At 71.8% G+C, this 12220-nt stretch carries 7 protein-coding genes and 1 pseudogene; 6 read left to right on the forward strand and 2 right to left on the reverse strand.

The features are described 5' to 3' along the window. Positions 1-255: 255 nt before the first annotated feature. Both ACFV0Q_RS29465 and ACFV0Q_RS29470 read left to right on the forward strand, forming a co-directional pair. A complete protein-coding gene (locus ACFV0Q_RS29465) occupies positions 256-741 on the forward strand; it encodes a DUF485 domain-containing protein (RefSeq protein WP_385009406.1) in 486 nt (161 codons plus the stop codon). Then, a complete protein-coding gene (locus ACFV0Q_RS29470; RefSeq protein ID WP_385009407.1) occupies positions 738-2330 on the forward strand; it encodes a cation acetate symporter in 1593 nt (530 codons plus the stop codon). Before ACFV0Q_RS29465 ends, ACFV0Q_RS29470 begins: the two co-directional genes overlap by 4 nt. Positions 2331-2334: 4 nt before the next feature. Here the strand turns inward: ACFV0Q_RS29470 and ACFV0Q_RS29475 are convergent, their stop codons facing one another. Further along, complete coding sequence (locus ACFV0Q_RS29475) at positions 2335-3033, reverse strand: response regulator (RefSeq protein ID WP_385009408.1); 699 nt, start codon at positions 3031-3033, stop codon at positions 2335-2337. Continuing rightward, positions 3030-4646 carry an ATP-binding protein gene (locus ACFV0Q_RS29480; RefSeq protein WP_385009409.1) on the reverse strand — a complete coding sequence of 539 codons (1617 nt, stop codon included), beginning with the start codon at positions 4644-4646 and terminating at the stop codon, positions 3030-3032. Before ACFV0Q_RS29480 ends, ACFV0Q_RS29475 begins: the two co-directional genes overlap by 4 nt. 215 nt (positions 4647-4861) lie before the next feature. Between ACFV0Q_RS29480 and ACFV0Q_RS29485 the strand changes: the two genes are divergently transcribed. From ACFV0Q_RS29485 to ACFV0Q_RS29500, 4 genes and pseudogenes are all read left to right on the forward strand, one after another. After that, a complete protein-coding gene (locus ACFV0Q_RS29485; protein ID WP_385009410.1) occupies positions 4862-9148 on the forward strand; it encodes a discoidin domain-containing protein in 4287 nt (1428 codons plus the stop codon). Positions 9149-9254: 106 nt separating this feature from the next. After that, positions 9255-10268, forward strand: coding sequence for a LacI family DNA-binding transcriptional regulator (locus tag ACFV0Q_RS29490; protein WP_385009411.1), 1014 nt, complete (start codon positions 9255-9257; stop codon positions 10266-10268). A gap of 224 nt (positions 10269-10492) precedes the next feature. After that, positions 10493-11899 carry an ABC transporter substrate-binding protein gene (locus ACFV0Q_RS29495; protein ID WP_385009412.1) on the forward strand — a complete coding sequence of 469 codons (1407 nt, stop codon included), beginning with the start codon at positions 10493-10495 and terminating at the stop codon, positions 11897-11899. 143 nt (positions 11900-12042) lie between these two features. Further along, positions 12043-12220, forward strand: a pseudogene (locus ACFV0Q_RS29500) (sugar ABC transporter permease); the annotation flags it as partial.

Consider the following 12220-nt stretch of genomic DNA (forward strand, 5'->3'; position numbering starts at 1 on the left):
TTATACAACACTATCTCTCAAACCCCCCGCGCGGCCCCTCCCCCCCACGGCCCGCACCCCCCCCCGCCCCGGCCCGCCCCGCGGGGGCCCGCCCGCGCGCCCCCCCCGGGGCGCGGGGCGCCGCCCCGGCACACCGGCGCTCTCGTCTCCATCACCTGAAGGAGTGAAGAGCACCGGGACATCAGTCCGGAATACGACCATTGAGCACATCCTTGTGGGCACGCGGCCAATGCGGCAGCGGACAAGGAGAGTTCGGTGGACAAGCACGAAGGCCGTGATGCCGGAACGATCCGGCTCGACGACCCCTGGTACGACGCGCTGGCCGTGGGCTGGGGCGAGGGTACGGAATCGGTCCCGCCGCGTCCGGTCACCGCGGGCCGGTCCGCGCCCGCCGCTTCCGACATCTACCTGGAAGTGCAGCGCAGTGCCGCCTTCCAGGAGGTCCGCGGCCGCTACCGGAGGTTCGTCGTCCCCGCGACCGCCGGCTTCTTCCTCTGGTACGTCGCCTACGTGATCGCCGCCATCGCGGCGCCCGGGCTGATGGCCCGGCCGGTCGTCGGCGCCGTCAACGTGGCCCTGCTCGCGGGACTCGGGCAGTTCCTCAGCACGTTCCTCCTGACCTGGGCGTACGCCCGGCACGCCCGGCTGCGGCGGGACCGGGCCGCGCTCGACCTGCGCTGGACGGTCTTCGAGCAGGAACGCGACCAGGAGCGGGCGCGGAGCCGGGAGGAGGGCCGGTGACCACCGAGCACCAGACCCTCGCGCTGATCCTGTTCAGCGTCTTCATCGCCGTCACCCTCGGCATCACCACCTGGGTCAGTCGCAACCGGCACGGCTCGGCCGAGGAGTTCTACGCGGGCGGGCGCCTCTTCTCGCCCCTGGAGAACGGTTTCGCCATCGCCGGCGACTACATGTCCGCCGCCTCGTTCCTGGGGATCTCCGGGCTGATCGCGCTGTTCGGGTACGACGGCCTGCTGTACTCGGTCGGGTTCCTGGTCGCCTGGCTGGTGGTCCTGTTCCTGGTCGCCGAACTGGTCCGCAACTGCGGGCGCTTCACCCTCGCCGACGTGGTCGCCGCCCGGATGAGCGAGCGGCCCGTACGGATCGCGGCCGGGACCTCCTCCGTCGTGGTCTCGGTGCTCTACCTGGTCGCGCAGATGGTCGGCGCGGGCAGCCTGGTGGGCCTGCTGCTGGGGAGTTCGAGCGCCGCCGCCCGGACCCTCGCCGTGATCGGCGTGGGCGCCCTGATGGTGGTCTACGTGTCCTTCGGCGGCATGCGGGCCACCACCTGGATCCAGATCGTGAAGGCCGTGCTGCTGATGGGCGGGGCGATCACCCTGACCGTGCTGGTCCTGCTGCGCTTCCACGGGAACTTCGACCAGCTGCTCAGCACGGCCGCCGAACGCAGCGGGCACGGGTCCGGCTTCCTCGCGCCCGGTCTCAAGTACGGGGGCGACTGGACGGCCCGCTTCGACTTCATGAGCCTGGGCCTCGCCCTGGTCCTGGGCACGGCGGGCCTGCCGCACATCCTGTCCCGCTTCTACACGGTGCCCACGGCGCGGGCGGCCCGCCGGTCGGTGGTGTGGGCGATCGCGCTGATCGGCGGTTTCTACCTGATGACCATCGTGCTCGGCTTCGGGGCCGCGGCGCTGCTCGGGCCGCAGGAGGTGCGGGCCTCCAACGCTTCCGGGAACACGGCGGTTCCGCTGCTGGCGGCCTTCCTCGGCGGTGGCGCCGGGTCCACCGGGGGCGCCGTGCTGTTCGCGTTCGTGGCCGCCATCGCCTTCGCCACCATCCTCGCCGTGGTCGCCGGGATCACCCTCGCCTCGTCCGCCTCCGTCGCGCACGACCTCTACGCCTCGCTCAAGCGCCGGCACGCCCGGCAGCGCAGCGAGGTGGCCGTGGCGCGGGTCGCCGCCGTGGGGATCGGGGCGGTGGCGATCGCCCTCGGGCTGCTCGCCCAGGACCTGAACGTCGCCTTCCTGGTGGGCCTGGCCTTCGCGGTGGCGGCCTCGGCGAACCTGCCGGTGCTGCTGTACTCGCTGTTCTGGCGGGGGTTCACCACGCGGGGGGCCGTCTGGTCGGTGTACGGGGGGCTGGTCCCGGCGGTGCTGCTGGTCGTCCTGTCGCCGGTGGTCTCGGGCAGTCCCGAATCGCTCTTCCCGGGTGTGGACTTCCAGTACTTCCCGCTCCAGAACCCGGGGATCGTGTCCATCCCGCTCGGCTTCCTGGCGGGCTGGCTGGGGACGGTCACCTCGGCGGAGGAGGCCGACGAGCGCAAGCACGCGGAGACGGAGGTCCGCTCCCTGACGGGGGCCGGCGCGGTGTGATCCCTCAGGGGCCCGCCGACGGGACCCAGGCGTACCGGTGTTCCGGGCGGCCGGTCTCTCCGTAGCGCAGGGCCAGGCTGACGCGGCCGGCGCGGTCCAGGAGCTTCAGGTAGCGCTGGGCGGTCTGTCGGCTGATGCCGGCGCGGTCGGCGATCTGCTGGGTGGACAGGGGGCCCTCGGCGGTGCGCAGGACCTGGCGGACCAGCTCCGCCGTGGTGGCGGAGTGCCCCTTGGGGAGCTCGTTGGCTCCGCCGGCCGCGGCGAGGGCGCCGAAGATCCGGTCCACCTCGGCCTGTTCGGCCTCGCCGCCGCCGGAGAGGGAGCGGCGGAGGGCGGCGTAGGCCTCGAGCCTGGCGCGCAGTCCGGCGAAGGTGAACGGTTTGACCAGGTACTGGAGCGCGCCGAGGCGCATGGCGGCCTGGACGGTGGCGAGGTCCCGGGCGGCCGTGACCATGATCACGTCGGTGTGGTGGCCCAGCTGGCGCAGGCGGCGCACCAGGTCGAGGCCGTTCTCGTCCGGCAGGTAGTGGTCGAGGAGGACCAGGTCCACGGGGTGGGCGGTGAGGAACTCCAGGGCCTCGGCCGCCGAATGGGCCTGGCCGGACACCTGGAAACCGGGAACCTTCGCCACGTACGCCGCGTTGATCCTTGCAACACGCACGTCGTCGTCGACGACCAATACGTGCATCGGGGTCTCGTTCATCTCAGGGCCTCCGGGAGTACGACGGAGAACTCCGCCCCTCCGTCCGCTGCTCCTCCGGCCCGGGCGCTGCCGCCCTGCCGCTCCGCGAGGCGGCGTACGAGGGCGAGGCCGAGCCCGCGCTCGCGGTGGGCCTCGGGCTGCTTGGTCGACCAGCCCTCCGTGAAGATCTCCTCGCGGCGCGCGGCGGGGATGCCCGGGCCGCTGTCGCGCACCCGCAGGACGGCGGTGCGGCCCTCCGCGCGGAGGTCGACCTCCACCAGGGGCGCGGCCGAGCCGGCCGCCGCGTCCAGGGCGTTGTCCACGAGGTTGCCGAGGATGGTGACGAGGCCGCCCGGGTCCACCAGGCGGTCGGGGAGGAAGGCGGCCGGAGCCAGCCGCAGGGGGACGCCGCGCTCGGCGGCGACGGTGGCCTTGCCGACCAGCAGTGCGGCGAGCAGGGGGTCGTGCACCTTCTCGGTGACCTGCTCGGCGGTGGTGCGGTGGACTCCCGCGACCTCGTTCACGAACTCGACGGCTTCCTCGTGCAATCCCAGTTCGAGGAGGCCGAGGAGGGTGTGGAGGCGGTTGGCGTGCTCGTGGTCCTGCGCGCGCAGGGCGTCGATCAGGCCCTTGGTGGAGTCCAGCTCGCGGCTCAGGTGCTCCACCTCGGTGCGGTCGCGCAGGGTGGCGACGGCTCCGCCGTCCGCGGTCGGCATCCGGTTGGCGACCAGGACGCGCGGGCCCTGGACGGTGAGCAGGTCCCGCCCGGTGACGCGCCCGGCCAGGACGTCGCTGGTGCGGCCTGGGCCGAGCACCTCGTCCAGCGGGCGCCCGGTGAGGGTGTGGGCGGCGTCCGGGGTGAGGCCGAGCAGCCGGGCGGCCTCGTCGTTGACGAGCCGGACGCGGTCGTCCTGGTCCAGGGCGATCACCCCCTCGCGGACGGAGTGCAGCATGGCTTCGCGTTCGGCGAGGAGTCCGGCGATATCGGAGAAGGCCAGGTCCCGGGTCTGCCGGTGGATCCGGCGGGACAGCAGGTAGGCGGCGAGGGCGCCGGCCGAGAGGGCGCCGCCCGCGTAGGCGAGCAGTCCGGGGATGGCGCCGAGCAGCCGGTCGCGCACGCTGTCGTAGGCGATGCCGACGGAGACGGCGCCGACGATCTCCCCGTCGGCGGCCACCAGGGGGACCTTTCCGCGGGCGGAGCGGCCCAGGGTGCCCTCGTCGATCTCCATGACGTCGCGGCCGGCCAGGGCGTCGCCGGGGTCGGTGGAGACCGGCAGCCCGATGCGGTCGGGGCTGGGGTGGGAGCGGCGGATGCCGTTCAGGTCGAGGACGACCACGTACTCGGCCCCGGTCGCGCTGCGGATCCGCTCGGCCGCGGCCTGTACGGGGGTGTCCGCCGTCGGCCCCGACCGCAGGAGGTCGGCGGCCAGGTCGGGGTCCGCCGCCGTGCTCTGGGCGATGGCCAGGGCGCGCCGCATGGCCTGGTCGTCCAGCTGGGCGCTGAGGGGCGCGAGGAAGAGCCCCGTGGCCAGCACGAGGACCCCGGCGGCGATGGCCAGCTGGGTGAGCAGGATCTGCGAGACGGCCCGTCGGGGGAGCCCGAGGCGCCGAGCGCGGAGGGGGAGGAACCGCATGACTAGCAACCGTAGGTCGGCGGAGGCGTAAGCGGAATTTCCCTCGTCTACGCAAATCGCTTGCGTGATTTGCGTCCAGCTTGCGCAAGTGATGAAGGCGGACTGGTGCGGTCAGAGGTGTGGACGACTGAGCAGGGCTCTGCAATTCTCGCACCGCACGACGCAAATTCCTGTCTCATCTGGTTCGGAAAACTCATGTCGAGGGACGAGGACATATGAGAAGGCACACCTGGAGGTGGCGGACCCTGGCCGCCGTCGTCAGTACGGCCCTGCTCCTGATGGGCTGGCCGGCCCTGACCGCCGTGGCCGCCGGCGGACCGAGCGGCGCGGCGGGCCGGCCCGCCGCCGCGAGCAGCAGCAACGGCGCCTACACCGCCGCCAACGCCACCGACGGCAACCAGTCCACGTACTGGGAGAGCGCCGGCGGCACGTTCCCCCAGTGGGTGCAGGCCGATCTCGGCACCGGCACCCGGGTCGACCAGGTGGTGCTCAAGCTCCCCGCCGCCTGGGAGAGCCGCACCCAGACCCTGTCCGTCCAGGGCAGCGCCGACGGGACCGGCTTCAGCACCCTGGTCGGCTCGGCCGCGTACACCTTCGCCCAGGGCAGCGGGAACACGGTGACCATCACCTTCCCGGCCTCCCTGACGCGCTACGTACGGATCGACATCACCGCCAACACCGGCTGGCAGGCCGCACAGCTCTCCGAGCTCGAGGTCCGCGCCGCCGGGGAGTCCTCCGCGAACCTGGCCCTCGGCAAGACCCTGACCGCGAGCAGCCAGACACAGGTCTACGCCCCGGCCAACGCCAACGACGGCAACACCGCCAGCTACTGGGAGAGCGCGGGCGGAGCCCTCCCGCAGTGGCTGCGGGCCGACCTCGGCGCCGCCGTCCGCATCGACCGCGTGGTCCTGCGGCTGCCCGACGGCTGGGGCCCCCGCACCCAGACCCTGAAGATCCAGGGCAGCGCCAACGGCACGGACTTCACCGACCTCACCGCGGCCAAGGGCTACGAGTTCAACGCCGCGGGCGGCAACGCCGTGACCCTCGCCTTCGACGCGGCCACCACCCGCTTCGTCCGCGTCCTGATCTCCGCCAACACCGCGCAGGGCGCCGGCCAGGTCTCCGAGCTGGAGATCTACGGACCCCGGACCGGCGACACCCAGCCCCCCACGGCCCCGACGGGCCTCGCCTACACCGAGCCCGCCACCGGCAGGATCACGCTCACCTGGAACGCCGCGACCGACGACACCGGCGTCACCGGGTACGACGTCTACGCGAACGACGTGCTGCGCACCACCGTCGCGGGCGGCGCGACGACCTACACCGACACCCAGCCCGCCGACGCGACCGTGACCTACTACGTGCGGGCCAAGGACGTGGCCGGCAACCAGTCGCCGAACAGCAACTCCGTCACCCGCACCGGCGCCACCGGTGACACCCAGGCCCCGACCGCCCCCGGCTCCCTGACGCTCACCGAGCCGGCGGCCGGCCAGATCAGGCTGGCCTGGCAGGCCTCCACCGACAACGTGGCGGTCACGGGCTACGAGGTGTACGCGAACAACGTGCTGCGCACGACGGTCGCGGGCAGCGCGACCACCTACACGGACACCCAGCCCGCCGACGCGACGGTGACCTATGCCGTGCGGGCCAAGGACGCGGCGGGCAACCGGTCGGGCGACAGCAACTCCGTGACCCGCAACGGCAGCGGCGGCGCCGGCTCCAACCTGGCCGTCGGCAAGCCCGTCACGGGCAGCTCGGTGATCCACACCTTCGTCGCCGAGAACGCCAACGACAACGACACCGGTACCTACTGGGAGGGCGCGGCCGGGGCCTACCCGAGCACGCTGACCGTCAGGCTCGGGGCCAACGCCGACGTCAGCCGCCTCGTCCTCAAGCTGAACCCGGACAGCAGCTGGGGCAGGCGCACCCAGACCATCGAGGTCCTCGGCCGGGAGCAGAACGCCCCGGGCGTCACCAGCCTGCTCGCGGCCCGGGACTTCGTCTTCGATCCGGCGTCCGGCAACACCGTCACCGTCCCCCTGACCGCGCGCGTCGCGGACGTCCAGCTCCGCTTCACCGGCAACACCGGCTCCTCCAACGGCCAGATCGCCGAGTTCCAGGTCATCGGCGTGCCGGCGCCCAACCCGGACCTGGAGATCACCGCCCTGAGCGCCACCCCGTCGGCCCCGGTCGAATCGGATCCCGTCACCCTGTCGGCCACCGTCAAGAACAGCGGCAGCGCCCCGGCCGCCGCCACCGCCGTCACCTTCCAGCTCGGCGGCACGAAGGCGGGTACCGCGGCCGTCCCCGCGCTCGCCGCGGGTGCGAGCGCCACCGTCACCGCCGGGATCGGAGCCCGGGACGCGGGGACGTATCCCCTCGGCGCGGTCGTCGACGAGGCGAACACGGTCGTCGAGCAGAACGACAGCAACAACACCTTCACCGGCACCCCGCTGGTGGTCCGGCCCGTCGACAGCTCCGACCTGGTGGCCTCGGCGGTGAGCTGGTCGCCGAGCGCCCCCGCCGCGGGCCAGGACGTGAACTTCACCGTCACCGTCAAGAACCAGGGCACGGTCGCCGCCGCCTCCGGCCCGCACGCGGTCACCCTGACCCTGCAGGACGCGGGCGGCGCGACCGTCCGTACGCTGACCGGCTCCTTCGCGGGAGGCCTCGCCGCCGGAGCCGCCACCGCCCCGGTCGCGCTGGGCAGCTGGCCGGCGGCCAACGGCCGGTACGGCGTCAAGGTGGTGCTCGCGGACGACGCGAACGAACTGCCTGTCAAGCGGGCCAACAACACCTCCACCCGGCCCTTCTTCGTGGGCCGCGGGGCGAACATGCCCTTCGACATGTACGAGGCGGAGGACGCGGCGGTCGGCGGCGGCGCCCGGGTGGTCGGCCCCAACCGCACCATCGGCGACATCGCGGGCGAGGCCTCCGGCCGCAAGGCCGTCAACCTCGACGCGACGGGCGAGTACGTGGAGTTCACCACCAGGGCCGCCACCAACACCCTGGTCACCCGCTTCTCCATCCCGGACGCCGCGGGCGGCGGGGGCATCGACGCCACCCTCGACGTCTACGTCAACGGCACCCTGAAGAAGGCCCTGCCGCTGACCTCCAAGTACGCCTGGCTGTACGGCGCGGAGGCCTCCCCGGGCAACGCGCCGAGCGCGGGAGCCCCCCGGCACATCTACGACGAGGCGAACATCCTGCTCGGCGAGACCGTCCCGGCGGGCAGCCGGATCCGCCTCCAGAAGGACGCGGCCAACACCAGCACCTACGCCATCGACTTCGTGAGCCTGGAGCAGGCCACCGAGATCCCCAACCCCGACCCGGCGACCTACACCGTGCCCGCCGGCTTCACCCACCAGGACGTGCAGAACGCCCTGGACAAGGTCCGCATGGACACCACCGGCAAACTCGTCGGCGTCTACCTGCCGACCGGCTCGTACGAGACCGCGAGCAAGTTCCAGGTCTACGGCAAGGCGGTGCAGGTGGTCGGCGCCGGACCGTGGTTCACCCGCTTCCACGCGCCCGCCTCCCAGGACAACACCGACATCGGCTGGCGCGCCGAGGGCACCGCGAAGGGCTCCTCCTTCTCCGGGTTCTCCTACTTCGGCAACTACACCTCGCGCATCGACGGCCCGGGCAAGGTCTTCGACTTCTCGAACGTCACCGACATCACCATCGACAACGTCTGGAACGAGCACATGGTGTGCCTCTACTGGGGCGCCAACACGGACCGGATCACCATCAAGAACTCCCGTATCCGCGACCTGTTCGCCGACGGCATCAACATGACCAACGGCAGCACCGACAACCTCGTGACCAACAACGAGGCACGGGCCACGGGTGACGACAGCTTCGCGCTGTTCTCCGCGATCGACGCGGGCGGCGCGGACATGAAGAACAACGTCTACGAGAACCTCACCACCATCCTGACCTGGCGTGCGGCCGGTGTCGCCGTCTACGGCGGCTACAACAACACCTTCCGCAACATCCACATCGCCGACACCCTCGTCTACTCGGGCATCACCGTCAGCTCGCTGGACTTCGGCTATCCGATGAACGGCTTCGGGACGGATCCGACGACCCTCGAGAACATCTCGGTGGTCCGCTCGGGCGGCCACTTCTGGGGCGCGCAGACCTTCCCCGGGATCTGGCTCTTCTCGGCCTCGAAGGTGTTCCAGGGCATCCGGATCAACAACGTCGACATCGTCGATCCGACCTACAGCGGGATCATGTTCCAGACGCAGTACATCGGCGGTCAGCCGGTCAACCCCATCAAGGACACGATCCTCAAAGACATCACCGTCACCGGGGCCAAGAAGAGCGGTGACGCCTTCGACGCCAAGTCCGGCTTCGGCCTGTGGGCGAACGAGATGCCCGAGGCGGGACAGGGCCCGGCGGTGGGCGAGGTGACCATCCAGAACCTGAGGACGAGCGACAACGCCGTGGACGTACGGAACACGACGTCGACCTTCAGGATCAACCAGCTGCCGTAGCCGGTGGCGACGGCGGGCGGGGCGCTTCGGGACCACTCCCGGAGCGCCCCGCTCCCGTCTGAAGAAGCCGCAAGCGACTTGCAAGGCTTGCGCTAGTCTTGCGCGCATGACGCGACGACTTGCTCAAGTGGCGAAGAAGGTGGGAGTCAGCGAGGCGACGGTCAGCCGGGTGCTCAACGGCAAGCCGGGTGTCTCGGAGGCGACCCGCCAGTCCGTGCTCACCGCGCTCGACGTCCTCGGGTACGAGCGCCCCACCCAGCTGCGCGGCGAGCGGGCCCGGCTGGTCGGCCTGGTCCTGCCCGAGCTCCAGAACCCCATCTTCCCGGCCTTCGCCGAGGTCATCGGCGGGGCCCTGGCCCAGCAGGGGCTGACCCCGGTGCTGTGCACGCAGACCACCGGCGGGGTCTCCGAGGCCGACTACGTCGAACTCCTCCTCCAGCAGCAGGTCTCCGGGGTGGTCTTCGCGGGGGGCCTCTTCGCGCAGGCCGACGCCCCGCACGAGCACTACCGGCTGCTGTCGGAGCGCAAGGTTCCGGTGGTGCTCATCAACGCCTCCATCGAGGACCTCGGCTTCCCCTGCGTGGCCTGCGACGACGCCGTCGCGGTCGAGCAGGCCTGGCGCCACCTGGCCTCCCTGGGGCACGAGCGGATCGGCCTCGTACTGGGCCCCGCCGACCACATCCCTTCGCTGCGCAAGCTGGTGGCCGCCCAGTCCGTCGCGGCGGCGGCCGGTACCGAGCTGCCCGCCGCGCACGTGGAACGGACCCTGTTCTCCCTGGAGGGCGGCCACGCCGCCGCCTCCCGGCTGCTGGACCGGGGCGTCACCGGCATCATCTGCGCGAGCGACCCCCTGGCGCTGGGCGCCGTACGCGCGGCCCGCCGGCGCGGCCTCGACGTGCCCCGGGAGGTCTCCGTGGTCGGCTACGACGACTCGGCGTTCATGAACTGCACCGAGCCCCCGCTGACCACCGTCCGCCAGCCCATCGAGGCCATGGGCCGGGCCGCCGTCGAGCTGCTCACCGCCCAGATCCAGGGCGCCGCCGTACAGCCCGGAGAGCTCCTCTTCGAGCCGGAGCTGGTGGTACGCGGTTCCACCGCGCAGGCGCCGCGCGCCGTCTAGCGGCCACCCGGGCGGGTCACCGTCACGACTCCGCGCACCGGGCCCAGGCTCCGGACGCCCTCAGGGTGTCCGGAGCCTTTTTGCGTCCTGCATCCGGCGCAAGAGGCTCTTGATGTCGATGTATTGCGAAAACTGCGCGTGATATTGCGTTCATCTGTCGGTGGTGGTTGAGTGTGCCGCGCTCGCCCCCACGCCTCCTGCCCGAAGCTCGAAGGGGACCACCGATGAGAACGAACGTCCGCCGCAACGTCGCGGCCGCCCTTGTCTCCGTGCTCGCCGTCACCGCCCTCGCGGCCTGCGGAACCAGCAGCAGCGGCGGCGACCCGAAGGCGCAGCAGCCGAGCGGCGCCGGTGGCGGCGACGCCTCCGCGCCGCTCGACCCGAAGACGAAGGTCACCCTCTCCATCGACTGCATGCCGCCCGCGGCCAAGGCGGCCGAGCTCAAGGAGTGGAAGGAGGACGTGGCGGAGTTCAACAAGACCTACCCCAACGTCACCATCGAGGGCCGTTCCACCCCCGGCCAGTGCCTGGAGCCCCCGCGCTTCACCGCGATGCTCAAGGCCAAGTCCCAGCCGGACGTCTTCTACGCCTACTTCACCGACCTCCAGCAGGTGCTGGACAACGACGGGGCCGAGGACATCTCCGCCTACGTCACCTCCGCCTCGGTCCCCGCCCTCGACGACATCGACAAGAACGTGCTGAACGTCCTCAAGCAGGACGGCAGGCTCTACGGCCTCCCCACCAGCAACTACACGATGGGCCTGCTGGTCAACCGCAAGCTCTTCCAGGACGCCGGACTCGACCCCGACGCCCCGCCGCGGACCTGGGGGGAGGTCCGGGCCGCCGCCAAGAAGATCGCGGCCCTGGGCAACGGCACCGCGGGCTTCGGCGAGTACAGCGTGGAGAACACCGGCGGCTGGCACTACACCGCCACCCTGTACGGCCTCGGCGGGGACGTCGTGGGCACCGACGGAAAGGCCGCCTTCAACAACGCCACCGGCAGGAACATCGTCGACAACCTCCGCGCCATGCGCTGGGAGGACGACAGTATGGGCAAGACCCAGCTGCTCAAGTGGGGCGACCTGCAGAAGCAGATGGCCTCGGACAAGCTCGGCATGTTCCTGGCCGCGCCCGACGACATCACGTACATGGTCCAGCAGCTCGGCGCGAAGTACGAGAACTTCGGCATGGGCCCGATCCCCGGCGGCGCGGCCACCCTGGCCGGCGGCAACGGGTACGTGATCAAGAAGGGCAGCTCGCCGGAGAAGATCAAGGCGGCCGTCGCCTGGCTGAACTTCAAGACGCTCGCGGTGGGCAAGGGGCAGTTCCAGTACGACCGCAGCAAGACCGACGGCCTTCCGGTCGGCCTTCCGCAGCCCGCCTTCTTCACCGGGGCGAGCAAGGCCCAGGACGACGGGCTGAAGGCGGCGAGCGCCACCATGCCGGTCGCCAACTTCAAGAGCTTCCTGGACAACCCGGTGCCCGGGAAGGCCGAGCCACCGAAGGCCCAGGAGGTCTACAAGGTGCTCGACAAGGTGATGTCGGGGGTCCTCACCAACAAGGACGCCGACGCCGCGCAGCTGCTCGCCGAGGCGGAGAAGGCGGTCAACCAGGTGCTGGCCAACCGCTAGCGGCCGGGGGACGGGGCCCGGCGGCCCGGACCCGCCGTCCGGGCACGGACCCGGGCCCCGCCCCGCCCCGCCCCGCGCGACCGACCGACCGGCCGTACGTACGTACGTAGCGACGGCGACGACCCAGCAAGGAGCGAGCGGCGATGCCGGCCACCCCCCTGCGCGCGACCCCCCTCCCCGCCACCCCCCTGAAGGCCCCCCGCCCCGCTCCCGCGCCGCCCGCCCGGCGCGCGGCGTTCCTGCGGGCGCTGAAGCGGAACCTCACGGCCCACGGCTTCCTGATCGGCGCCGTCCTCTGCTTCGCCTTCTTCTCCTGGTACC

It is taken from the genome of Streptomyces sp. NPDC059564 (assembly GCF_042735575.1).
Classification (GTDB): domain Bacteria; phylum Actinomycetota; class Actinomycetes; order Streptomycetales; family Streptomycetaceae; genus Streptomyces.

Excerpts from the sequence above, each read along its gene's own strand:
- ACFV0Q_RS29495 (WP_385009412.1), top strand. The coding sequence starts at position 10,493 with ATGAGAACGAACGTCCGCCGCAACGTCGCGGCCGCCCTTGTCTCCGTG.
- ACFV0Q_RS29485 (WP_385009410.1), top strand. The coding sequence starts at position 4,862 with ATGAGAAGGCACACCTGGAGGTGGCGGACCCTGGCCGCCGTCGTCAGT.
- ACFV0Q_RS29490 (WP_385009411.1), top strand. The coding sequence starts at position 9,255 with ATGACGCGACGACTTGCTCAAGTGGCGAAGAAGGTGGGAGTCAGCGAG.
- ACFV0Q_RS29480 (WP_385009409.1), bottom strand. The coding sequence starts at position 4,646 with ATGCGGTTCCTCCCCCTCCGCGCTCGGCGCCTCGGGCTCCCCCGACGG.
- ACFV0Q_RS29475 (WP_385009408.1), bottom strand. The coding sequence starts at position 3,033 with ATGAACGAGACCCCGATGCACGTATTGGTCGTCGACGACGACGTGCGT.